This is a genomic window from Bacteroides hominis, assembly GCF_033042785.2.
Classification (GTDB): domain Bacteria; phylum Bacteroidota; class Bacteroidia; order Bacteroidales; family Bacteroidaceae; genus Bacteroides; species Bacteroides hominis.
In genome coordinates this window covers 3,337,345-3,362,237 of the sequence record NZ_CP178829.1, presented here as the reverse complement: position 1 = coordinate 3,362,237, position 24,893 = coordinate 3,337,345, and the positions used below count along the sequence as shown (strand labels likewise).

Sequence of the window (24,893 nt, the reverse complement as noted above, 5' to 3'; positions counted from 1 at the left end):
TATTTATTTTATATCTGCAATAGCTAAGAAAGATTTTTTTTCATCTTTCTTATTCATTTGTTGATTATAAGTAGATTATACCTATCTTTGTGACACAAATTATAAAGCAATAAAAAGAAACATGAAAGATACACCTATCAAACGGCATCTTATTGATGAAACTATCGAAGAATTTCAAATAGCCGACTTTTCAAAAGCAACCATCCGTGAAGTAAAAGCCATAGCAGCGAAAGCAGAAGCAACATCTGGAGTTGAATTTATAAAAATGGAAATGGGAGTACCAGGTCTTCCCCCCTCTTCTGTAGGAGTGAAGGCCGAAATAGAAGCACTGCAAAACGGAATAGCAAGTTTATATCCTGATATTAATGGATTGCCGGAACTAAAACTGGAAGCATCAAAATTCATAAAAGCATTTATCAATATAGTTCTCAAACCGGAAGGTTGTGTACCTGTCACAGGATCTATGCAGGGTACTTTCGCATCTTTCCTGACTTGCAGTCAATGCGACGAAAAGAAAGATACAATTTTATTCATAGATCCCGGTTTTCCGGTACAAAAACAACAATTAGTTGTTATGGGGCAGAAATACGAAACATTTGATGTTTACGACTACCGAGGAGACAAATTAAAAGAGAAACTTGAAAGCTATCTGAAAAAAGGAAATATTTCAGCTATCATATATTCGAATCCCAATAATCCAAGCTGGATTTGTTTGAAAGACGAAGAGCTGAAGATTATCGGTGAATTAGCGACCCAATACGATGTGATTATCCTTGAAGACCTGGCATATTTTGCTATGGACTTCCGTCAAGATCTAAGCAATCCATATCATGCACCTTACCAACCTTCGGTAGCACACTACACAGACAACTATATTCTACTTATATCCGGTTCTAAAGCATTCAGTTATGCAGGACAACGTATCGGTGTCAGCTGTATCTCTGATAAATTATATCATCGCCATTATCCCGGATTCGACAAACGCTACGGAGGCGGCACTTTTGGTACTGTATTTATCCATCGTGTACTGTATGCTCTCTCGTCAGGAACCAGTCATTCGGCACAATTCGCTATGGCAGCTATGCTGAAAGCAGCCAATGAAGGTAAATACAATTTCCTAAATGAAGTGAAGATATATGGTGAACGTGCCCGTAAGTTAAAAGAGATATTCTTACGCTACGGCTTCCATTTGGTATACGATAAAGATCTTGAAGATCCTGTTGCCGACGGTTTTTATTTCACCATTGGCTATCCGGGAATGACCGGTGGAGAGTTAGCTAAAGAATTGATGTACTATGGAGTGAGTGCAATTTCTTTAGTTACCACAGGAAGCCATCAACAGGGATTGCGTGCATGCACTTCTTTCATTAAAGAGCACCAATATACTCAGTTGGATGAAAGAATGAAATTATTTGCCGAGAACCATCCTATATCTTAAAAAGAGCACACTAAATCGAAAAAAAGAGGAATATTGTTTGTTCGTGTAAAATAAATCTTTAAATTAGGGGCATGAACATCAATTCCGACATATTTAAGATCCAATCGAATAACGTAATGCCATCGAGAGGAAAGATTCTGATATCAGAACCTTTCCTCCACGATGTAACCTTCGGAAGGTCAGTAGTATTACTTGTTGATCATACTGAGGAAGGAAGCATGGGATTGATTATAAATAAACAACTCCCATTGATGCTCAATGATATTATTAAAGAATTTAAATATATAGAAGATATTCCGCTACACAAAGGTGGTCCTATCGGAACCGATACCCTATTCTATTTACATACTCTACGCGAAATTCCCGGAACCCTTCCAATCAATAATGGATTATACCTCAATGGAGATTTCGATGCTATCAAAAGATACATTTTACAAGGAAATCCTGTAAAAGGAAAGATACGCTTTTTTCTCGGATATTCCGGTTGGGAGTGCGAACAACTAATTCAGGAAATAAAGGAGAATACCTGGATTATTTCAAAAGAAGAAAACACCTATTTAATGAATGAAGATATAAAAGGCATGTGGAAAGAAGCTTTAGGGAAATTGGGTAGCAAGTATGAAACCTGGTCCCGCTTCCCACAAGTTCCTTCTCTAAACTAAAATTACCGCTTAGGATTCATACATTGCACAAGTACTGCATCTTTATAACCTTCGTGTGTCAACAGCCAATCTTTCAATACCCCACATTGGGTAAATCCACAAGAAGTAAACAATCGTAAACTGGCCTCATTATCTATAGCTATATGGGCATACAATTGTTTCACAAATAAAAAATTAAAAGCATATTCACAAAGCAGCTTCAATGCATCGGCAGCATACCCCTCCTGTCTATAATTCCTATGAACGGCAATTCCGACTGCTCCTCTTGAATGCAAGGGCACAAAATCAGTTATATCAACTGTTCCCAAAGCACGATTGTCATTCCGGCGCATAATCATCAACCTCAGCTGTTTATCAGCAAACATGTCGCTCTGTGAACCTTCAATGTATTGTTTCAGCACAAAACGAGAATACGGAACTGTAAAACTACTGATATCCCACATGGAAGGATCATTTTCCATTTCGTACATGATATCCAAATCCTCCGGTTCCACTGCACGGAGGTATATTCGCTCATTGGTTAAGAAAGATTGTTTCATCATTTATTCTTTGTTGATATGTAGCTCGGCACGTAATCTTTTCTCTCCCGGAAGACAGAAAAAGGAAGCCGTCAGGCCTATAAGTGCACATAGCGCACCTGTACTGCTAAGTGTAAAGTAGTAACCTGCCAGATTAAACACCACTACAAATTCCAGTAAAGCCAGCCGAACAGCACTCCAAAGCATATAGCGGCTCAATGCCACCGGAAACGTCAGTTGATCTATTTTCTTTGTCAAAACAAAACTGAATAATTTAAGAGAAAGTGGTATACAGACAGCCGTTATCAAAATACCGGTTGTTTCAAAAACATAAACGGCCCTTACATTGTCTGCTTTTATTCCAACAGGCAACACACCAGCTTCTCCAAGCAGTACCAACAGTAACGGAATGATCCAAAAAGAAATATACTGTATCTTCTGGCTTTTCACAACGCGTTTTATTTGTTCTTCCATTTATTATATATAATGATTATCAATTACAGTAATTCCATTTTAAACGGTTCCGGTAAACGTTGTGCGGTTCACGATACTTCTACCTAATGTTATCTCATCAGTGTATTCCAACTCGTCACCAATAGATACCCCGCGGGCAAGCACACTCAGTTTGACACCCATTTTCTCAAGTTTACGGTAAATATAAAAATTTGTAGTATCCCCTTCCATGGTTGTGCTGAGAGCAAGAATGACTTCATTTATTCCGCCTTCGGCTACCCGACGCACCAGGCTTTCTATCTGCAAATCGCCCGGCCCCACCCCATCCATAGGTGAAATTACACCACCCAAAACATGGTATAGCCCACGATATTGCTGAGTAGCCTCTACAGCCATCACATCCCGTATATTCTCTACGACACAAACCATAGAAGCATCTCGCTGCGGATTTGCGCAGATCTGACAAGTCTCTGTATCAGATATATTATGACACACCTTGCAATATTTCACCTCATGCTTTAAAGTTATAATAGAGCTTCCGAAAGCTTCTACCACAGATGTATCCTGACGCAATAAATGAAGCACCAGTCTCATAGCTGTTTTCCGTCCGATACCCGGCAATTTAGAAAATTCTCCGACGGCTTTTTCAAGCAACGTCGATGGATATTGTTGATTCATATACAAACAAGTATATCTATTTAATTTTCAATAAAGTATATATCAATACGCATAGAAGCAACAGATTTAATATAAAAGCACTTCAACTCTCCCATAAAGATATTGTATACTTAATGAAGCACAAAGATACGCATATTTTATAAATGGCAAATCTGCCACTGATAAAATAGGAGACTTATTCAATCGACCTGTTCATTTCTTCTATTACAATTTCCTGGACAACCTATCGATTACGGAACTATAAAAACAGCTCAGAATAACGATCACAGACACATACCGCAATCAGGTTCGACACCGCCGAACGATCATTTTCAAGTATCAGATGATAAAAATTAATCTCAAATATTCCTAAATGTTCAGATCATATTTCTTACGACATGAACAAGTGCGGTTCCCGATGGCTACCCCTTATACGTTGAACAACCAACGGCACATTTTTGTTATTATAGCTAAATAACTAAAATTATGAACTTACAAAAGACTACTTTCTATCTATTCACCCTCATTAGTTTAGTGCTTACATCCTGTAGCAGCGATGATGAAAACAAAAATGATACGCAGGTATTAGTCACTGTGATCAGTGCTGATGACAAACCCCTGTCTAACGAAATCGTCCAAATGTTCGATGAAAAAACTTATGAAGAGTTCAAAAAGGATAATCGAACGACTCCTACAGCATATGCATTAACCAACTCTAAAGGAGTGGCCACTTTCATTTTTACTTATGATGAGTGGTTCGAGTCAAGTAAAGACAGATTCTTTACTTTCGCCGTTCAATATGGCAGTGGTACGGAGAACTATGAAATATGGTCTTCGGGACGTACCATACGTTCGGGCTCAGTTACACAAATAGAGTTGAAGTTAAAACCTTTGTAAACGGAAAGCGGTTTTATAAGCGGTTCCAGGTTATAATCTCACGGAATTACTTTTAAAACCGCTTTTTAGATTTTATCTTCAGCAAATTCCTTTTTTCACAAATATCAAACAGATCAGAATGAAAGCCGCATATTTTTAACCAGTATTTAAAAACTCCTATGCCCATCCGCCAATTCATAGCTATTCTGAAATGAACTGAGTTTCGGCTTGTTTGTGCCGGGCATTCCTTCGTCATTTTGAGAACGAAAATAAAAAATTATCTTTGCTCCCTAAAATACAAAAACAATGCAGAATATCATTATTACATTTATCGTCTTTTTCACACTCAGATTGTTGTCCTTGGCCTATTCCATTCGTAACGAAAAACGTCTCCTGAAAAACGGAGCTGTACAATATGGTAAAGTTAATTCGTTATTACTGACATTAGCGCATGTCGCCTACTATTTATCCGCTCTCTATGAAGCGTATATTTCGGGAACTACCTTCAACTGTTTCTCCGTGTGTGGTGTTCTTGTAATGGGCTTTGCCTATGCTATGTTATTCTATGTCATCTATAAACTACACGATGTATGGACAGTGAAACTTTATATTGTTCCCGGTCAACGCATTGAAAAGAGCTTCCTTTTCAGGACGGTGCGACATCCCAATTACTATCTGAATATCATACCTGAGCTAATTGGAGTTGGTTTACTCTGTAATGCCTGGTACACGCTATTTATCGGGCTACCGATTTATGTATGCTTGCTGGCTGTACGTATCCGACAAGAAGAGAAGGTGATGAAAAAACTACTGGAAAACTAAATCCATTTCACCACAGACTACACGGATGAGCACAGATTCTTTAATCTTATTCTCAACGAAATTAATTATCAATCCTTGTAATCTGTGGTGAAATCAGAACCATTACAAATCTGAACTGAATCAGCTCTCACTTCTCACCGCTCCCAAACTGCCTCAAACAGAAACTTTTTATCCGTAACCTGTATTTGAATCGTTCTTTATCCATTATTATTTCTAAATTTGCCGGACTTATTTATAAAGCACCCCAGTCATAATGAAAACTATATCAAGAATCGCTACCGTTCTCGCGCTATTGGCCAGCATTATTCCTGTCTATGCCGTCATGGGCATCGTATTAGATTCCAATGGCGATGGAAATCTGTTAATAACACTCGGCACCCTGACACCTATATTGGGTGGCCTTTTGATGGGTATCGTGAAACTCGTGAAGAAATCACCAAAGTCTGCCACTATTTATTCTATAATAAGCCTCTCAGTTTCGGCAGTTGTTTATGCCGTCATATTGACATAAATATGGTTATTCATCATTTGCTTATCAATCGTTAATATCTAAATAAACGCAGCATAGGCGGGTGTTTCAACTGTTACAAGAGGGTGTGTTTACCTGCAACAGAGCGGTGCGGGTGATTACCAAACTTTTATTATTTATTCGTCTTATAAATATTGCTGATCCATACATAAAATTCCATTATAGACCCGTAGAGATAAATATCAAATTTTAATTAGCAATCATCGTTTGCAAAATAAATGTTACCTTTGTACCCGTTATGATGATACTTGTCACTATTGTATGTTACTTTGCCATTCTCTTGCTGATAGCCCGTATCACCGGACGGAAAGGAGGTTCGAATGCAGCGTTTTTCAAAGGAGAAAACCAGTCTCCGTGGTACATCGTTGCTTTCGGAATGATTGGCGCATCCATTTCGGGAGTGACTTTCGTATCTGTACCCGGCATGGTAAAGGCGATGGATATGACGTATATGCAAACTGTATTCGGATTCTTTTTCGGTTACCTGGCAGTTGCCCATATACTCCTCCCACTCTATTATAAACTCAACCTGACCAGCATATACACTTATCTGGATACCCGTATCGGAAAGCGCGCCTACCGTACAGGAGCTTCTTTTTTCCTTCTTTCGCGTATGCTGGGCACAGCTGCAAAACTATACCTCGTCTGTCTGATTCTATATACCTATGTGTTTCGCGACATGGGCATACCATTCTGGAGTATTGCTGCCGGATCGGTAGCCTTAGTCTGGATATACACTCACAAGAGCGGTATTAAAACTATCGTTTGGACAGACACCTTACAGACCTTCTGTCTGATTGCCGCACTGATCTGTATCCTTGTTTTTGTCACAGCAAAACTAAATCTTGACTTCAGCGGAGTCATACAGACAATCAGTAACAATGAACACAGCCGCATTTTTGTATTTGACGACTGGATGTCACGCCAGAATTTCTTCAAGCAGTTTCTGAGCGGGATTTTCATTGTTATCGTTATGACCGGACTCGATCAAGACATGATGCAAAAAAACCTTTCTTGCCGTAGCCTGCGTGACGCACAGAAAAATATGTATTGTTATGGCTTCGCATTCGCCCCGCTCAACCTGCTGTTCCTCGGCCTTGGCATTTTATTACTGGTCCTTGCTCAGGAGATGCAGCTGGAGCTTCCGGCAACCGGTGACGATATCCTGCCTATGTTTGCTACTCAAGGGTATCTGGGAGAAGGAGTGCTGATTCTATTCACAATCGGTATCATTGCCGCCGCCTTTAGTAATTCGGATTCGGCTTTGACCGCCATGACAACGAGCTTTTGCATCGATCTGCTCGACACAGGGAAAGACACAGAAGGAATAGCCCGTAAAAAACGAAACCGGGTACACATCGGGCTCTCTATTCTGCTTGTTTTCTTTATCTGCCTTGTCGATGCATTGAACAATCAAAGTGTTATTGATGCCATTTACATCATAGCTTCCTATACATATGGCCCTCTTTTGGGAATGTTTGCTTTCGGTTTGTTTACCCGACGGCAAACAAACGATCGGTACATACCGTTTATTGCGATAGTTTCACCGCTGATATGTTACGCAGCCGATAGGCTTGCCCGTCAGGAAACCGGCTATCAGTTTGGTTATGAATTACTGATGCTGAACGGTATGCTTACTTTTGCAGGGATGTGGATCGCATCAAGAAAAACAACTAAAAAATGAATTTAAAAACTAACAAGAAATATGGAAATAACCAATGCTGAGTTTGTAATTAGTAACACGGACGTGAAAAAATGTCCTGCAGGCACCTTTCCCGAATACGCCTTTATCGGCCGATCCAATGTGGGCAAATCCAGCCTCATCAATATGCTGACCGCCCGAAAGGGACTGGCCATGACTTCCGCCACTCCCGGTAAGACAATGCTTATCAACCATTTTCTGATCAATAACAGTTGGTATCTGGTTGACCTCCCCGGATACGGATATGCCAGACGAGGCCAGAAAGGACAGGAGCAAATACGCACTATCATCGAAGACTATATCCTCGAGCGGGAACAGATGACCAATCTTTTCGTATTGATAGACAGTCGGTTGGAGCCCCAGAAAATAGATATAGAGTTCATGGAATGGTTGGGTGAGAACGGAATCCCCTTTTCCATTATCTTCACCAAAGCAGACAAGCTAAAAGGAGGACGACTCAAAATGAATATCAACGCATATCTGAAGGAGTTACGGAAACAGTGGGAAGAACTCCCCCCCTACTTCATCACTTCATCGGAAGAATGCCTTGGTAGAACAGAAGTATTAAATTACATCGAATCAATTAACAAAGAACTTTATTCAAAGTAAAAACAGAGATATCAAAATGAAAAGAGAACTATTATCATTAGCAGTTCTTGCCACACTGCTGCTTGTACCGGCCACAGGTCGTGCACAATCCATTAAAGATCTATTCAACAAAGACAATATTTCCAAAGTGGTCAATGCGGTCACCGGACATACCGAAACAGTGGATATGACCGGAACCTGGCGTTATACCGGCTCCGCCATTGAATTCGAATCGGAAAATCTGCTGAAAAAAGCCGGAGGAACGGTTGCTGCTTCCGCTGCCGAACAAAAACTGGATGAACAATTAGCCAAACTCGGCATAAAAGAAGGGCAACTGAGCTTTACGTTCAACACAGACAGTACTTTTGTCAGCACTTTAGGCAAACGCAAGCTGAACGGTACCTACTCTTATAACCCCACAACCGGTATGCTCCAGTTGAAGTACATGAAATTGATCCCCATGAACGCAAAAGTCAACTATACGACCCAGCAAATGGATCTTCTGTTTGAAGCAGATAAGTTACTGAAATTAATCACTTTCTTATCCAGTAAAAGCAGCAGTGCCACTCTCAAGGCCATCAGTTCATTGGCAGACAGCTATGACGGCATGATGCTTGGATATGAACTGAAACGATGAAGGCTTTTGAATGATGAACGGTAAACAACGATCAACGATGAATAATAAAGTAATTAGCGAGTAAAATAGGTTATCATAATTCTCTCTGTTAATCGCATTATTCATCGTTGATCGCTTATTGCTTATCATTCAAAAACCTTCATCGTTTGCTTTCCGTCAAAATGCACCCATCCATCATCCTCACAATACGGTTGGCCTCCCGCGCATTCTCTTCCGAGTGGGTCACCATTACAATAGTTGCCCCATCCTTATTCAACTCTTTCAACAAGGCCATCACCTCATTACCATTGGTAGAATCAAGATTACCTGTCGGCTCGTCCGCTAATATAATCCGCGGATTCGTCACAATGGCCCGGGCTATAGCTACACGCTGCTGCTGACCTCCGGATAGTTGTTGAGGATAATGTTCCGCACGATGGGCAATCTGCATTCTTTCCAACGCCTTGTTCACACGTTCCACACGTTCACGAACCGGTACTCCGGCATACAGCAATGGCAATTCCACATTTTCAAACACAGTCAGCTCGTCTATCAGATTAAAACTCTGGAAGACAAAACCAATATTCCCGTTCCGCATATCCGTCCGATCGTTTTCCGAGTAGCGGGAAACCTCTTTGTCAATGAACCACAGCTGCCCCGAAGTAGGATTATCCAGCAAGCCCAACATATTCAGCAAAGTTGATTTTCCACACCCCGAAGGCCCCATGATTGCTACAAATTCTCCTTCTGATATTTCGATGCTAATTTCGTTCAATGCGGTAGTCTGCACACTTTCTGTACGGAATATCTTTGTCAATCCAATTGCTTTTATCATAATCTTTCAGTTTTTTTATTATTCATATCTCAATGACTTTACCGGATTTTGTGAAGCCGTCCGCCAAGTCTGGCCAATCACCGTAAGCAAGGTGATGCCGGCTATAATCAGTCCCACCAACGGAAACAGCCACCAGCTGATCGCTGTTTGATAGGCAAAATCGCTCAACCAATAGTACATCAGGAGATAACCCGACGGACAAGCAATCACAAAGGCAATGCCCACCCATTTCAGGTATTCCAGACAGAACATCTTTACAATCCGATCCGAATGGGCACCATTCACTTTACGGATACCGATCTCTTTAGTACGCTGCCGAGTAGAGAGTGAAACCAGCCCGAACACTCCCATCATGGCTATAACAATAGCAAGTACGGTAAACGAAAACAGCATCCGGCCTTGTTGTCGCTCTTTCTCGTAATTCCGATTCAAAGCATCTGAAAAAAACTGATACTTAAACTCCTTGACAAACAGGGGAGCCATCTCCTCAAACTTCTTTTGAATAAACGCCAAAGTTTCCTGCTTATGCTCCGGAGAGATCTTAATGTGTATATTCACCAGACATTCCGGACTGTACATCAGGTATGCCGGTTTAATTTTTTCACGCAACGATTGAAAATTAAAATCCTGCACAACGCCCACAATACGTTTCTTAAAACTCCCCACACCAAAACCTCCGCTAATCTCCATACCCACGGGATCAGACACATTCATTGCCTTCCAGGCTGTTTCATTAATAATTATCGGAAAATCATACGCTCCACTAAAATAAGCTCCGGCATCTGCCTTTAAAATCTCTCCTTTCAGAAGTTTCAGTCCGAAGGTATTCACAAAATTGCCATCAGCCCAGATACACATCATCCGCAGTGAATCGACCTTTCCTTCCGCATCCGTCCACTGCAATATATCACCCTGCCCCTTGCTATCTTCCATATAATCGGCAATTTCAGCCCCCATCGAAACACTGAGGATATTCGGATTCTTTAGAATTTCTTGTCGGAATCCATCAACGTTATACCATAAACTCGTATAGACAGAAACTATATTCTCTCTATTCAGACCTAAATCTTTATTCTGTAAATAATTCAATTGTTTGAATACAATGCCGGTATACAACAGCAGCGTGATGGCAATAACAAACTGTACGCAAAGCAGACCGCGTATCAGGCCTCCCTTTTTTCCCGACTTTTGTCCTCCTTTGAAAGCCATCAGCGGATTTATGGCCGAGAGATAAAATGCCGGATAACTGCCGGAAAGACATCCCACACCGACAATTCCCACAACAATATAGACCAATACACTCCAGCTGAATTGCAGGGTAATATCTTTACCCATCATCTGATTGAAGAGTGGTAAAAGCAGTTCTGTCAGGGCTAATGCCAACACCAGTGAAATGAACGCCTGCACCAGACTTTCGGAAAGAAACTGCACAATCAGTGTTTTACGCTTGGCACCGGTCACTTTCCTCACTCCTATCTCTTTATAACGTAACGCTGCCCGGGCTGTAGAAAGGGTAGTGAAATTAAATGCCCCCATAAAAACAATCAATACGGCCAAAGCTATAAACAGGAAAATGGAAGTCATATTGCCGTGATTCCGGACAGATACATCTACAAAGTCGGTCTTTAAATGTATATCATTCAAGGGCTGAAACCGTAGTAAACGTTCTGCATGGACACGGTTACTCAACAAACGACTCATTTGGTTCCTGTCTGCATCGGACATCGACGAACCGGAACGCATTTTCACGTAGACATTCGCTTCTCTGCGATCCCAGTCTGTGCCGCTCCGGTAGATGCATACATTCTCGTTCATCTTATCAAATAATGCCTGTCCGACGACAGCATCAAATTGCAGATGACTCTTACGGGGCACTTTTACCACCCCGACTACCGTAAGGCTGTACTCAGTATCCATACCTTCGGTATATATCAGCTGTTGTCCGATTGCCGAAGCTGTACCAAAGAACTTTCGGGCCATTTTCTCGGAAAGTACTATATGGTTGAAGCCCGATTTGAGTTTGGAAGGATCACCTTCTGCCACTTTGAAGGGAAACATATCAAAAAATGTCGTATCGACACATATCATATCGGCAGAAAGATTCCGGTCCTTCAAGCACAAAGACCTTAACTCCCTGGCTTTAACGTATGTAGCCTGTTCCACCTGAGGGAACTCTTTACGAAAAGCTTCGGCCAAGGGTATGGCTGTAAAAGGGCTTTCCACTATTTCCCCACTCTCAGTACAATTGGCTTCAATCACCCGGAATATCCTCCCTGCATCCGGATTATAATCTTCAAATGTCAATTCATCCACTACCCACAAATAAATCAGGAATGCAGCTGCCATGCCCAATACAAATCCCAACATATTAATGGTAGAAAACAGGAAGCTCCGTTTTATCAACCGAAGAGCTACTTTTAAATAATGGCTTATCATATTTACCTATTTAATAATTAACCAGATATTATCAGTCTTACTCAACTTCTCCACTTGCCCATTTTCCCGCATCTGGGCCGGATACAACTCTAACAAAGAACTTTTAGAGAAAAACTGGGCCGGATTGCCTTCTATACTCCGGTTGGGCCAGAAAGGTAAACTTTCCGGCAAATCGGCAATGATAAGCGGCTGCTCCGGATTCACTTTATCAGACACCACAGGCAAGGAGAAAAACTCTCCGCTCCGCTTGTCATACACCAGAGAATAAAGTTTCACACTCCTGTTTTTACGGGCATTTATGCTATCATATCCTTTATCGATGCTTAAGAAAAGGAAGCGATCCGTATCAACGCACGAAGTGAGGAAATAAGAATTACCCACATCAGCCCCACCGGCCACCCGGGCCCCTACCAGATGGGGCAATGAACCGAAATCGAGTTTATAGGCAACTTCCAGAGTCGAAGCATTTTTTATTCTGTATATCTTACCGCCATACGCATGGTAGAACATGGTGTTGCCTTGATAATAGTAAACGATATCCCCTTCAGCCTCAAAAAGCCGGGCCTTGTACCGCTCGTTATCCCCCAATACGAAATGGCAAAGCGTATCACCTTTCAATCCCATCGTATAAAGTTCATCCGAACAACTGACACGCATTCCATAACCGTCGGGCATGGAAAAAAGATAATTTCTGTCTATCGGGAGCTTACTGCGGATAGACTTTAACTCTACCGGCTGAGGAGATGCCAGCAACTCTGCCCAGGGAGTAACCACTAAATGCGCTTTGCCCGTCTTCATATTCCGGCATGTAAATCGCAATTGCTCCTTGGCAGGATCATAATAAAAATCTCTCAGGAAATATCCTCCTTCAACTTTCACTGAACCACCTCCGCTGTGAATAACCTTTAAATCCGAACGAACCAGCATTTTCTTTTTCTCAAAATCCCGGTCCAGCAACCAAAGTCCGTCTTCGGCAAACACCAGAAAGTCATCATCAATCCTAATCAGTGAGCTCCCATCACATCGGGGTTCCATCTTTTTATAATTCACCTCCTTCCCCAAATCACTGAGCCGGAAAGGACGGACATTCTTCAATGCCGATTCAACATTCAGCACAATCGCACCTTCAGTCATGATCCGGGGCTGATATTTGATACCCGGAGGAGCCTGATAATCTTCCGCAAACTCCGATGGTGCGCTTTCTTCAACCGGAGAATCCTTTTGAGTTCTGTCTTTGACAAATTCTTTTTTCAGCTCTTCCTTACTGACTCCCGGATTCTTACTGCCACAAGCTGACAAGCAGATAATGCCTGCCAGAAACAAACTTTCAATGTAACAACATCTTCTCTTCATACCGTTCTTCTTATTTCCTGTTCATACTCCGATGCCCCAATGCCATGCGTTATTTTAATAAGATAATGACAAGAAGCATACCAAATAAGCACTCCCCTATTTATCAGCCGATTGGCGCAAACAGCAAACCGGTATTTTGCACGATACCGTGCACTTTTTGTACGATATCGTACACCGCTTATTCAAACATATTCCCTATCTTTGTCGCTATACAAGACATCCGACTATGACACTAAAGCGAGGAAGAATACTGATTGCGGACGACAATGAAGACATCCTCTTCACGTTGAAGATGTTGTTGCGTCCCATTGCGGAAACAATAACCGTCACCACCGACCCGCGGGAATTGTTGCCGATTCTCTCACGTACCCATCACGACGTAATACTGCTGGATATGAACTTCCGCAGCGATGCCGTAAGCGGACGTGAAGGTTTCCGATGGCTGGAAGAGATTCTGAAACTCGATCCCAAGGCCGTAGTAATATTTATCACCGCATACGCCGATACGGAAAAAGCCGTACAGGCCATCAAGCAGGGAGCCACCGATTTTATAGCCAAGCCCTGGCAGAATGACAAGATGATAGCTACGGTATCTGCCGCACTGCAACTCAGTTTCAGCCGCACGGAGGTGGAATCTCTCAAAGAACAGAAAGAGGCTTTGGCAGCACCCTCGCCCGAACCCACCCGCATTATCGGTGAATCGGCCACCATGCAAGCCATCTTCCAGACCATCCGTAAATTGGCCGATACGGATGCCAACCTTTTATTGTTGGGCGAGAACGGTACTGGGAAGGATTTGATAGCCCGATATGTATACGAACAGTCGCCCCGCAAAAACGGGATATACGTACCGATCGATTTGGGTAGTATCCCCGAAACACTGTTCGAGAGCGAACTTTTCGGATATGAAAAAGGAGCATTCACGGATGCACGGAAAAACAAACCCGGCAGGCTGGAAGTGGCTTCGGGAGGTACGTTGTTCCTCAACGAAATCGGCAATCTCAGCCTTCCGCTACAAGCCAAACTACTTTCGGTCATCGAGCAACGGAAGAGTTCCCGACTGGGAGCCACTGCCTCTTACCCGGTAGACGTGCGGCTGATATGTGCCACCAACACCGACCTCTATACGGCTATCGACAACGGACAGTTCCGGCAAGACCTCCTCTACCGCATCAATACCATCGAAATACGCATCCCTCCATTGCGTGAACGGGGAAACGACTTGTTCCTGCTGGCCGACCATTTCTTGCAACATTACCGGAAGAAGTATAAAAAGGAAGTCCGTACCATCTCGAAAGAAGCCCGCAAGCGCATGCAGCTCTATCACTGGCCTGGCAATGTACGCGAACTGGAACACACCATCGAGCGGGCCGTCATTCTCTCAGGAAGCTCCACCCTGACACCCGACGATTTTATGCTCCGTCCCGCCCTGCAGGAACAGCCCTCCGAAAAAGAGAGATACAACCTTGAACGGCAGGAACGGGAAACTATCGACGAAGTACTCCGCCTTTGTGCCGGCAACATCACAGTGGCTGCGGAAATGCTGGGTATCACCCGTACATCGCTGTACAGGCGCATTGAAAAGTACGGATTGTAAGAGTACCAAACAGAAACAACATGAAACAAAAATGGGTGAAACATCCCCTCTTATTAACGGCAGCGTTGCTGTTCTGCTGTTTTATCACCACCTGGCTCGGCATGCACGGGTTTTATATCAGTCTGCTTGTCGCAGGCTGTGTCACCCTTTTCGTGGCTTACACCATTTACCGGTATATCCTCCGTTCCGCACGTGCCATGGCACAACTCATCTGGGCCATTCGTTATTCCGATTTCCTCTCCTTGCCCGCACAGCGAGAAGAGCACCTCCATTCGCTCCCTGCAGAACTTTGGGATGAACTGAACGAAGCCTTGGACTTCTATAAACAGAATCTTCAGAAAAAAGAGAGCCAACTCCAGTATTTTCAGGCTCTGGCCAATCATATCGACCTGTCGGTCCTTGTCTACACCCCTTCCGGAAAGATAGAATGGCTGAACGAAGCCGCCAAAAGATTATTGGGAAAATCCACACTGAAAAGTGTCGAAGATCTGGCCGACTTCCAACCCGAACTTCCTTCGCGGCTCTATTCGCTCAAAGCCGGAGACCTGTCTGTATTGCAGGTGCAAAAGGAAGAAGAAAGAATACAACTCGCACTCTCAGGCATGGAGTTCGTCATACAGGGACGTCCCCTGATCGTAGCAAGCATGAAGAACATACACTCTGTATTGGACAATCAGGAGACGGAAGCCTGGCAAAAGCTGATCCGGGTACTGACGCACGAAATTATGAATTCCATCACTCCGGTCACCTCTTTATCGGAATTGCTGGAACAGCAGATAGGCAACTTCGACGGTGATGCCGAAGAACGGAAAGAAATACTCCAGATGTTGCAGACCATCCGCCGGCGGGGCGACGGACTGATCCGGTTCGTGAACAGCTACAGGGAAGTATCCCATCTCCCACAACCGCTCCTGAAAATATATACAGACCGGGAATTACTGGCAGGGATAGCACAACTGATGCATACAGACCGGGATGACTTGCACCTGGTATTGCCGGACAAGCCCCTGCGTCTTATTATAGACAAGGATCTGATAGAACAAGTACTTATCAACCTGATCAGGAATGCCCGCGAAAACGATGCAACCGACATTCGGCTGTCGACCGGATTAAGCTCCGGCGAACGTCCGTATATAAGGATTGAAGACAATGGGACGGGAATCGAGCAGGAAGTGCTCGAACGTATTTTCGTACCGTTCTTCACTACCAAAACTACCGGTTCGGGTATCGGACTGACCATCTCACGACAAATCATGCACCTGCATCACGGCACCATCACCGCTTCGTCCGAAACAGGTAAAGGCAGTACCTTCACCCTCCTGTTTCCGCCCCTTTTTTAAGGAGGGTGTAGCCATCCGGGGCATTGGGTGTAGCCATCCGCACCTTAGGGCTACACCCTATACACCGGATGGCTACACCCTCTCCATCAGACGGTTTTTAATACAATTTCACCGTCATACGACACCATTTATCAAAAAAAGCCTTAACTTTGTCGCCCACGAAACCATAAAAAAGAAATAGAAAATGAAGAAAATACTATTTTTTATCACTATGATGGTACTGAGCGTCGGTCTTGTCCAGGCTCAAGGTAAAGCAGAAATAAAGTTTGATAAGACAACACACGACTTCGGGACATTCTCTGAAAACAACCCGATTGTCAGTTGCACATTCAAGTTTACGAATATCGGCGATGGTCCGCTGGTCATCCATCAGGCAGTGGCATCATGCGGATGCACCGTACCCGAATATACCCAGGAACCCATCATGCCGGGAAAAACAGGTACAATTAAAGTGACTTACAACGGAACGGATAAATATCCGGGACACTTCAAAAAGTCGATTACCCTGCGTACAAACGCCAAAACAGAGATGATACGTCTTTTTGTGGAAGGCGACATGACGGCCAAAGACGCAAAGTAAGCAAAAATAAATAACAACAAAGAGGAGAATCTTTCGGGATTCTCCTTTTTTTTTGCTTACTTTGAGGCTGTTTTGAAAAACCAACCGTTTGGAAATCCGATAAACTATACATAAACTACAAAAAACAATTATGAAACAAGAAGAAGACAAATTTACGGGCTTGCCCGAAAACGCGTTCCGGGAACTAAAGCCGGGAGAAGTGTACAACCCGCTGATGAGTCCGACGAAAACGTATCCGGAGGTCACTCTCTGGTCGGTAGCATGGGGAATCGCCATGGGCATCCTCTTCTCTGCTGCCGCAGCCTATCTGGGGCTCAAAGTGGGACAAGTATTCGAAGCAGCCATCCCCATCGCAATCATAGCAGTCGGTGTGTCCGGTGCAGCCAAGCGTAAAAACGCACTCGGCGAAAACGTAATCATCCAGTCCATCGGTGCCTGCTCGGGTGTCATCGTAGCAGGAGCCATCTTCACACTGCCTGCCCTCTACATCCTGCAAGCCAAATATCCGGAAATGTCAGTCACCTTCATGCAAGTATTTATCAGTTCACTGCTGGGCGGTGTGCTGGGTATCTTGTTCCTGATTCCTTTCCGCAAATACTTCGTAAGCGATATGCACGGTAAATATCCTTTCCCGGAGGCAACAGCCACTACACAGGTGCTGGTGTCGGGCGAGAAGGGCGGCAGCCAGGCAAAACCATTGCTGATGGCCGGGTTAATCGGAGGTCTGTACGACTTTATCGTGGCAACTTTCGGCTGGTGGAACGAGAACTTCACCACCCGCGTCTGTGGTGCGGGTGAAATGTTGGCAGAGAAAGCCAAACTGGTATTTAAAGTAAACACCGGCGCAGCCGTACTGGGTCTGGGCTATATCGTAGGATTGAAGTACGCTTCCATTATCTGCATCGGTTCATTAGCCGTATGGTGGATCATCGTACCGGGCATGTCCCTTTTCTTCGGCGACTCTGTACTGAACCAATGGAATCCGGAAATCACCGCCACTGTAGGTTCCATGAGTCCGGAGCAGATCTTCTCCCATTATGCCAAAAGCATCGGTATCGGCGGTATCGCCATGGCGGGAGTGATCGGTATCATCAAATCATGGGGCATCATCCGCAGCGCAGTGGGACTGGCAGCTAAAGAGATGGGAGGAAAAGGAAACGTGGAGAAAAACGTCATCCGTACGCAACGCGACCTCTCCATGAAGATCATTGCCATCGGTTCCATCATCACGCTGATCCTGGTGGTGCTGTTCTTTTATTTCGACGTAATGCAGGGTAACCTGGTACATACACTGGTAGCCATTTTACTGGTAGCCGGAATTTCATTCCTGTTCACCACCGTAGCGGCCAACGCCATCGCCATTGTAGGTACCAATCCGGTATCGGGCATGACGCTGATGACGCTGATTCTGGCATCGGTTGTAATGGTAGCCGTCGGGCTGAAAGGTCCTTCGGGCATGGTTGCCGCATTAGTGATGGGCGGTGTAGTCTGCACAGCCCTCTCTATGGCAGGCGGTTTCATCACCGACCTGAAGATCGGCTACTGGCTGGGCAGTACGCCCGCCAAGCAGGAAGCGTGGAAGTTCCTCGGAACAATCGTATCCGCTGCCACCGTAGGCGGTGTAATGATTATCCTGAACAAGACATACGGATTCACAAGCGGACAACTTGCCGCACCGCAGGCCAACGCGATGGCTGCTGTAATCGAACCTTTGATGAGTGGTGTAGGCGCCCCCTGGCTGCTGTACGGCATCGGTGCGGTGCTGGCCATCATCCTGACGTTCTTTAAGGTTCCCGCACTGGCGTTTGCGTTGGGTATGTTCATCCCGCTCGAACTGAATGTACCGCTCGTAGTGGGCGGAGCTATCAACTGGTATGTCACCACCCGCAGCAAAGACAGTGCGCTCAACACCGAACGGGGCGAAAAAGGGACGCTGCTGGCATCCGGATTCATTGCCGGAGGTGCCCTGATGGGTGTAGTCAGCGCTGCCATGCGCTTCGGCGGAATCAATCTGGTGAACGATGCATGGCTCAACAATACCCTCTCACAGTTGGCTGCCCTGGTAGCTTACGTACTGCTAATCCTGTATTTCATTAAAGCATCCATGAAGGTAAAATGAAGTATATAGCTGAATTTCATGTATCCGGGAGGAGCGTATGTCAATCTGGCTCCGCGACGGAGTGAAATTCTCCAGATGACATATAAAGAAACTCACGAAACAACATTTATAAAGATGAAAACAATTCGTACACTTTTGTTATGTACCAGCCTATTGGCCGGAACAGTTGCAGCACAGGAGAACAGTCTGGTGCTGAGTAACGGACTCGGGTTCGTTGATACCCCCTATAAGGCAGGTACCCTTGAAGTAGACGATGCAGAAGACCTCATTATCAATTGTGACGAGGTGGACTGCACCACTTTCGTAGAATATGCACTGGCAATGGCACTCTGCCCGCAACAGGGAGACGACATGCAGGAAAGTGACTTTGCCCGTAACCTGCAACGTATCCGCTATCGCGACGGAAAAATTGACGGTTATACCTCTCGTCTGCATTATATATCCGACTGGATCAATAATGGTGTCCGCCAAGGCTTTCTTGAAGACGTAACGGCTGCCCACAGCCCTTTCACACAGAAACTGTCGATCTCTTACATGAGCACACATCCGCAACTCTACAAATCGTTGAAGAACTCTCCGGAAAATGTAGCGCAGATGGCAAAGTATGAAAAGGCACTGAGCGGTAAAGAGGTTCATTACCTGCCGAAAGACAAACTGGAGCCGGACGGATTGCCCTGGATCAAGAATGGGGACATTATTGCCCTGACCACCAATACTCCGGGGTTGGACGTAAGCCACATGGGCATTGCCATTTACATCAAGGGACAGCTGCACCTGCTGCATGCTTCGTCCAAAGAAGGCAAGGTAATAGTAGACAAGAGTGCACTGAGCCAGATGTTGAAAGACAGAAAATCACTGACAGGTATCAGAGTGCTGAGAATGAAGAAATAAACCGGAAACAAACCATACCGGACTTATCTGATCCCCGAAACCATTTTGATGCGTTTCGGGGATTTTTCTTTTCAGTAAGAAAGAGAATAGCCTTATTTCCTGACAGCCCCTTCTGCTTTTCAACGGCAACTGGAAGCGCAGAAGACGGAAAACAGGACTTTTCTTCCCGAAAAGCCAGGGTTTTGCGTCCGGAGAGCCGGGGTCTGCCCCGAAAAGAGCCGGGATTTCTATGAAAAGAAGTAAGCATTCGACCCGAAAGACGGTTGCATTCCGCTGAAATGCTTACTTCTTTTCAAATTATCTCTATATGTTTTCCCACTTTACATCTGTTGTTATGGTTTTATCGTTAAAAAGAGAAGGATTATTCTCTGGTTGCATACCGTAAACGAACAAGTCCCGACTGTCAAAAAGAAAGCCGTAAGCATCCATTGATACAACTCTTCACGCATTTAGCTTCGCCACACTTACATCATGCCAACTCATAAAGTCTTTCCGCATCAAACATAAAATCGCCAACCTGTAAGGAGGGCGATTTTACCAGGCAACCGTATCATTGGATGCAAACAGAGCAAACCAGAGAGGTCTGATTATCATTTTGACAAAAGGAAAGTAAGCAGTTCGCTCCCCAGCCTCTCTTTTACCTCGTCCATATCAACATTGTGTCCGAGTTCTTTCTGAAGGGAAGTCACGCCTTTATCGATAAAACCGCAAGGATGAATGTAACTAAAATAGCGTAAATCGGTATTCACATTCAGCGCCAGTCCATGCATCGTCACGTAATGACTGCTCCGAACCCCTATCGCACATATCTTACGGGCACGGGGCGTATCACCTTCCAGCCAGACTCCTGTCGCTTTCTCTAAACGGCCGGCCTCGACACCGTAAGATGCACAGACACGGATAACGGCTTCCTCCAGTAAGTGTACATATTCCTTCAGCCCCAATCCGAACTCCTCAAGATTAAGAATCGGGTAACACACCAATTGCCCGGGACCATGATAGGTGATATCGCCGCCACGGTCGATGTGATAGAGGGTGGCACCGATAGCCTTCAGTTGCTCTTCTCCCAGCAGCATATTATTTTCCTTTCCGCTACGCCCCAGGGTATAAACGTGCGGATGTTCACAAAAAATGATGCGATTCTCGTACTTTTCCCCGCCCTGCTTGGCATGGACGAGGGCATCGAACCATTCCGTCTGTCGGCTCCATGCTTCAGAATACGGAATAAGTTCCCAATCGGTTGTAATTGTTTTCATACGGACAAAGATAAAGAAATAAAAGAAAATGTGTATATTTGCGTGATTCAAAAAAGAAAGTAATATGAAGTTTGACTTTCCACAAGTAGATCTCCCATGCGAACTTCTGGCATGGAATGATGTAACTGAAGATATCTTGAATATCTACAAACAATCGTGCAGGCTGAAAGCCGGCATCTTTGCTATTTGTACGGAAGGTAAGATGACCGCAACCATTAACCTGATCGATTACGAAATAAAACCGAACGATCTGATCACACTGCTGCCGGGCACTATCATCCAGTTCCGCGAACGGACAGAGAAAGTACGTTTATGCTTCGCCGGATTCTCGTCGGAATGTGTAGAACGAATCAACCTGATAAAATCGATGGTCAGCTCTTTCTCTAAGATAACCGAGTGCCCGATTGTGGAATTACAGGAGGATATAGCCAGTTATCTAAAAGATTACTTCTCCCTGTTGGCACGAGTGACATGTGATGAAAGGTTCTCTCTTCCCTCCGAGATGACGGAAGTATCTTTGAAATCTATTCTGACCGCCGTCGGACTGATTTATCAGAAATATTCCCGGAAAGATCACAATACGAACCGTAAAGAAGAAATCTGCCGCGAATTGGTAGGATTGGTCACAGAGCATTATGCGGAGGAACGCCGTGCCCAGTTCTATGCAGACAAGTTGGGAATATCACTGCAACACCTCAGTACCACAGTCAAACAAGTGACAGGACGCAACGTACTGGATGTGATAGCCTATGTGGTCATTATCGACGCGAAAGCCAAATTGAAATCGACTCACATGACCATTCAGGAGATTGCCTATTCGTTGAACTTCCCCAGTGCTTCTTTTTTCGGAAAGTACTTCAGGAGATATGTAGGCATGAGTCCGCTGGAATTCAGAAACAGCTGACACCTTTCGTGGCAAAAAGATTTTCACCACAGAGGCCACAGAGTATTCATGTTGATCATCCATGACTTGAAGTTTACTCTGTGTCCTCTGTGGTGAGTTTGTTTTGAAAGGACTTGTTATTTTCTGGCCAGACTCAATGAATTCAGTACTACACTAACACTTGAGAATGCCATTGCCGCACTGGCAAGCATCGGGTTCAGCAACAGTCCGTTGATAGGGAACAGGATGCCGGCTGCAATAGGGATACCTATGAGATTATAGATAAATGCCCAGAACAGATTCTGGTGAATCAGTTTCACAGTCTGTCTTGACAACTCGAAGGCGCGGGGGAGCAACAGCAGGTCGGATGTCATCAACGTAACCATTGCTACATCCATGGCTATATCCGTCCCTTTCCCCATTGCTATGCTGACATCGGCCAGTGCCAACGCCTGTGAGTCGTTAATTCCGTCACCTACCATAGCTACGGTTTTTCCCTGCATCTGGAGTTCACGCACAAACTCTTCTTTATCATCCGGCAAAGCATCTGCCACAAAGCGGTCGATGCCCAACTTACCCGATACGGCAAGTGCCGTGCGTTGTCCGTCGCCGGTCAGCATACAAATGTCGATCCCCTGACGTTTCAACTCTTTCACAGCCTCGGCCGAAGTCGGCTTTATCTGATCGGCAATGGCAATTACGGCAAGCACCTCACTGCCACGGCCAAAGTATACAATGCTGTTTCCATCCGATTCGTATTGCACCATCATTTCGGCAAGCACATCAGAGAGCGAAGCGCTGAAATCTTTCAGTAACTTGTGGCTGCCCACCCAATAAGTCTCCCCTTGATAAACCACCTTGATTCCTTTTCCGGTGATACTCTCAAAGCTGTCCAGTTGGGCAGGAACTATTTTCTCCACTTCCTGCAGAGAAGAGACAATGGCTCCGGCAAGCGGATGTTCGGATTTAAGTTCGGCCGCCAACAAGACATTCTTGAAATGTTCTTCCTGCACCTGTGCCCAAAGCCATCCGGAAACCGTGGGATGTCCCTCGGTCAACGTCCCGGTTTTATCGAGCACCACTACATCTACTTTACGCATCTGCTCGAGGGCAACCGCATCCTTAATCAGGATATGATTACTGGCTGCTTTGCCTATGCCCACCATCAGAGCGGTAGGTGTGGCAAGTCCCAGAGCACACGGACAGGCAATGACCAGTACGGATACTGCCGAAAGCAGGGCGTGTGAGAAATAATCGGTACCTCCCACCAAAAGCCAAATAACAAACGTCAGCACGGCAATACAAAGCACGACAGGCACAAAGATTCCGGTCACCCGGTCTACGATGCGCTGTACGGGCGCTTTACTCCCCTGAGCCTCCTGCACCATGCGGATGATGCGTGCCAGCACCGTCTCGCTTCCTACACTGGAGGCTTTAATCACAAAAGAGCCTTTCTGGTTGATAGTTCCCGCCAATACACGGTCGCCCGTTTTCTTTTCTACGGGAATCGGTTCGCCGCTGATCATACTTTCGTCTACATAAGATTCTCCTTCGGACAACCGCCCGTCTACGGGAATCTGCTCACCGGGACGTACCACCACCAAGTCGCCTGCCTGCAACTGGTCTATCAGGATATCTTCTTCAACTCCTCCCCGAAGCACACGGGCCACACGGGGTTGAAGTCCCATCAACTTCCGAATGGCAGTAGAGGTATTCCCCTTGGCACGCTCTTCCATCAGTTTACCGGTCAGCACAAAAGCGATGATGACTACTGCCGCCTCATAGTAAACGTGAGGTTCAAGTCCTCGGTTATACCAGAATTCGGGAAAAAATGTGTTGAAGACGCTGAACAGGAAGGCGATGGAGGTACTGAGTGCCACCAGGGTATCCATATTACTCCTCCCCAAGCGTGCCTGCCGCCAGGCATTGACATAGAAAGAACCTCCGAAGAAAATCATCACGGGAAGGGCGAGTATCAACTGAATCTCGTTAGAGAAGGGCACATGCATCAAGACCATAGAAAACAGCAACATGGGGACAACGAAGATCCATGCACCGATGACCTGCCGCTTCAGCAGTCGGTAATGTTTCTCCTGGGCCTCCTCCTGACGCTCCTCTTTCAGGGCCTCTTCCACTATCAGGTCATAACCTGCGGCAAGTACGGCCGCACGGATTTCTCCGGGAGTCAGCTTGTCGGCTTCGTACGAAACGGACAGTGTGTTTGTGGCGAAGTTGACCGATGCGTCTACCACACCGGCCAATTTCTTCACTGTTTTTTCCACATTATTAGCGCACCCCGCACAGTGCATGTTCAGTACAGGAAACGCTTTCTTTATAATATTACCCATAATCTATTATTATATATACTATCTAATAAACAATGAGGTAAAGAACAATGTTCACTTCTTGTCCGTTTCCTTTGCTTCCTTTATGACTACAGCTTCGTATTTAAATTTCCGAAAGCCTTCTTTCAGTTTTTCAACATTCGTCTTTTCCGCATCGTAAGTGATGGTGACGGTTTGAGTTTTCAAATCAGTCTTAAAGTTTTTAAGTCCTTTTTCGAACTTGATATTGTTCTTCACCTTTCGTTCGCAGTTGGCGCACTCCATCTGTGCCACTTTGAAAACAACGGTACGAAAGTCTTTTGCCGCAACGGCAGTCACCGAAAGTAAAGCCACCACCAGTGTGGCAATCATTTTTTTAGTCTTCATGAATGTAAGTATTAGTAATCAATAATTTTAG

The 24,893-nt window shown here is 44.8% G+C and carries 23 protein-coding genes; 14 read left to right on the top strand and 9 right to left on the bottom strand.

What is annotated here, in order from left to right; translation table 11 throughout:
• The first annotated feature begins 121 nt into the window (after positions 1–121).
• Both R3O62_RS14005 and R3O62_RS14000 read left to right on the top strand, forming a co-directional pair.
• The gene (locus R3O62_RS14005) at positions 122–1,438 is read left to right on the top strand and encodes a pyridoxal phosphate-dependent aminotransferase (protein WP_317473022.1); all 1,317 of its coding nucleotides are present in this window, start codon (positions 122–124) and stop codon (positions 1,436–1,438) included.
• A gap of 71 nt (positions 1,439–1,509) precedes the next feature.
• Positions 1,510–2,100: a YqgE/AlgH family protein gene (locus R3O62_RS14000; RefSeq protein ID WP_005777059.1), complete on the top strand. Its 591-nt coding sequence runs from the start codon at positions 1,510–1,512 to the stop codon at positions 2,098–2,100.
• 2 nt (positions 2,101–2,102) lie between these two features.
• On the opposite strand, the gene R3O62_RS13995 is transcribed toward R3O62_RS14000, so the two are convergent.
• From R3O62_RS13995 to recR, 3 genes are read right to left on the bottom strand one after another with little or no spacing between them, the layout of a single operon-like run.
• Positions 2,103–2,639 (bottom strand): GNAT family N-acetyltransferase, encoded by a 537-nt coding sequence (locus R3O62_RS13995; RefSeq protein ID WP_005805429.1) that lies wholly within the window; start codon positions 2,637–2,639, stop codon positions 2,103–2,105.
• A 3-nt stretch (positions 2,640–2,642) separates the two neighbouring features.
• Complete coding sequence (locus R3O62_RS13990; RefSeq protein ID WP_005805427.1) at positions 2,643–3,092, bottom strand: hypothetical protein; 450 nt, start codon at positions 3,090–3,092, stop codon at positions 2,643–2,645.
• Between the two features lie 39 nt (positions 3,093–3,131).
• Positions 3,132–3,749 carry a recombination mediator RecR gene (gene recR, locus R3O62_RS13985; RefSeq protein ID WP_005787270.1) on the bottom strand — a complete coding sequence of 206 codons (618 nt, stop codon included), beginning with the start codon at positions 3,747–3,749 and terminating at the stop codon, positions 3,132–3,134.
• Between the two features lie 465 nt (positions 3,750–4,214).
• Between recR and R3O62_RS13980 the strand changes: the two genes are divergently transcribed.
• The 6 genes from R3O62_RS13980 to R3O62_RS13955 all read left to right on the top strand — a co-directional run bounded on the left by R3O62_RS13980 (position 4,215) and on the right by R3O62_RS13955 (position 8,882).
• A complete protein-coding gene (locus R3O62_RS13980; protein ID WP_005777052.1) occupies positions 4,215–4,625 on the top strand; it encodes a hypothetical protein in 411 nt (136 codons plus the stop codon).
• A gap of 285 nt (positions 4,626–4,910) precedes the next feature.
• Positions 4,911–5,426 (top strand): isoprenylcysteine carboxyl methyltransferase family protein, encoded by a 516-nt coding sequence (locus tag R3O62_RS13975; protein WP_005777051.1) that lies wholly within the window; start codon positions 4,911–4,913, stop codon positions 5,424–5,426.
• A 253-nt stretch (positions 5,427–5,679) separates the two neighbouring features.
• The gene (locus tag R3O62_RS13970) at positions 5,680–5,937 is read left to right on the top strand and encodes a hypothetical protein (protein ID WP_032530853.1); all 258 of its coding nucleotides are present in this window, start codon (positions 5,680–5,682) and stop codon (positions 5,935–5,937) included.
• 256 nt (positions 5,938–6,193) lie between these two features.
• Complete coding sequence (locus R3O62_RS13965; RefSeq protein WP_044300118.1) at positions 6,194–7,639, top strand: sodium:solute symporter; 1,446 nt, start codon at positions 6,194–6,196, stop codon at positions 7,637–7,639.
• 21 nt (positions 7,640–7,660) lie between these two features.
• Complete coding sequence (gene yihA, locus R3O62_RS13960; protein ID WP_005777046.1) at positions 7,661–8,266, top strand: ribosome biogenesis GTP-binding protein YihA/YsxC; 606 nt, start codon at positions 7,661–7,663, stop codon at positions 8,264–8,266.
• A 16-nt stretch (positions 8,267–8,282) separates the two neighbouring features.
• Positions 8,283–8,882 (top strand): DUF4923 family protein, encoded by a 600-nt coding sequence (locus R3O62_RS13955; RefSeq protein WP_005777045.1) that lies wholly within the window; start codon positions 8,283–8,285, stop codon positions 8,880–8,882.
• 139 nt (positions 8,883–9,021) lie between these two features.
• On the opposite strand, the gene R3O62_RS13950 is transcribed toward R3O62_RS13955, so the two are convergent.
• The 3 genes from R3O62_RS13950 to R3O62_RS13940 are packed head-to-tail and all read right to left on the bottom strand — an operon-like array spanning position 9,022 to position 13,485.
• Positions 9,022–9,696, bottom strand: a complete 675-nt coding sequence (locus tag R3O62_RS13950; RefSeq protein WP_005777044.1) for an ABC transporter ATP-binding protein — start codon at positions 9,694–9,696, stop codon at positions 9,022–9,024.
• An 18-nt stretch (positions 9,697–9,714) separates the two neighbouring features.
• Entirely contained in the window at positions 9,715–12,132 is a 2,418-nt protein-coding gene (locus R3O62_RS13945) for an ABC transporter permease (RefSeq protein ID WP_122200305.1), read from the bottom strand.
• A 6-nt stretch (positions 12,133–12,138) separates the two neighbouring features.
• A complete protein-coding gene (locus R3O62_RS13940; RefSeq protein WP_269109698.1) occupies positions 12,139–13,485 on the bottom strand; it encodes a DUF4933 domain-containing protein in 1,347 nt (448 codons plus the stop codon).
• A 226-nt stretch (positions 13,486–13,711) separates the two neighbouring features.
• Here R3O62_RS13940 and R3O62_RS13935 point away from each other — a divergent pair, with 226 nt between their 5' ends.
• The 5 genes from R3O62_RS13935 (at position 13,712) to R3O62_RS13915 (ending at position 20,012) form a co-directional block, all read left to right on the top strand.
• Positions 13,712–15,082: a sigma-54-dependent transcriptional regulator gene (locus R3O62_RS13935; RefSeq protein ID WP_005805412.1), complete on the top strand. Its 1,371-nt coding sequence runs from the start codon at positions 13,712–13,714 to the stop codon at positions 15,080–15,082.
• Between the two features lie 20 nt (positions 15,083–15,102).
• Positions 15,103–16,422: a sensor histidine kinase gene (locus R3O62_RS13930; RefSeq protein ID WP_005805410.1), complete on the top strand. Its 1,320-nt coding sequence runs from the start codon at positions 15,103–15,105 to the stop codon at positions 16,420–16,422.
• Positions 16,423–16,606: 184 nt separating this feature from the next.
• The gene (locus R3O62_RS13925; RefSeq protein ID WP_005777034.1) at positions 16,607–17,002 is read left to right on the top strand and encodes a DUF1573 domain-containing protein; all 396 of its coding nucleotides are present in this window, start codon (positions 16,607–16,609) and stop codon (positions 17,000–17,002) included.
• A gap of 130 nt (positions 17,003–17,132) precedes the next feature.
• Positions 17,133–19,121 (top strand): OPT family oligopeptide transporter, encoded by a 1,989-nt coding sequence (locus R3O62_RS13920; RefSeq protein WP_317473023.1) that lies wholly within the window; start codon positions 17,133–17,135, stop codon positions 19,119–19,121.
• Positions 19,122–19,235: 114 nt separating this feature from the next.
• Positions 19,236–20,012: an N-acetylmuramoyl-L-alanine amidase-like domain-containing protein gene (locus R3O62_RS13915; protein ID WP_032530914.1), complete on the top strand. Its 777-nt coding sequence runs from the start codon at positions 19,236–19,238 to the stop codon at positions 20,010–20,012.
• Positions 20,013–20,602: 590 nt separating this feature from the next.
• On the opposite strand, the gene lipB is transcribed toward R3O62_RS13915, so the two are convergent.
• The gene (gene lipB / locus R3O62_RS13910) at positions 20,603–21,268 is read right to left on the bottom strand and encodes a lipoyl(octanoyl) transferase LipB (protein ID WP_005777029.1); all 666 of its coding nucleotides are present in this window, start codon (positions 21,266–21,268) and stop codon (positions 20,603–20,605) included.
• 64 nt (positions 21,269–21,332) lie between these two features.
• Here lipB and R3O62_RS13905 point away from each other — a divergent pair, with 64 nt between their 5' ends.
• A complete protein-coding gene (locus tag R3O62_RS13905; RefSeq protein ID WP_005777027.1) occupies positions 21,333–22,172 on the top strand; it encodes a helix-turn-helix domain-containing protein in 840 nt (279 codons plus the stop codon).
• Between the two features lie 116 nt (positions 22,173–22,288).
• Here R3O62_RS13905 and R3O62_RS13900 read toward each other — a convergent pair whose 3' ends face one another.
• Together R3O62_RS13900 and R3O62_RS13895 are read right to left on the bottom strand one after the other, a co-directional pair.
• Positions 22,289–24,499, bottom strand: coding sequence for a heavy metal translocating P-type ATPase (locus R3O62_RS13900; protein ID WP_005805402.1), 2,211 nt, complete (start codon positions 24,497–24,499; stop codon positions 22,289–22,291).
• Between the two features lie 51 nt (positions 24,500–24,550).
• Positions 24,551–24,862 (bottom strand): heavy-metal-associated domain-containing protein, encoded by a 312-nt coding sequence (locus tag R3O62_RS13895; protein WP_005777023.1) that lies wholly within the window; start codon positions 24,860–24,862, stop codon positions 24,551–24,553.
• Between the last annotated feature and the right edge of the window lie 31 nt (positions 24,863–24,893).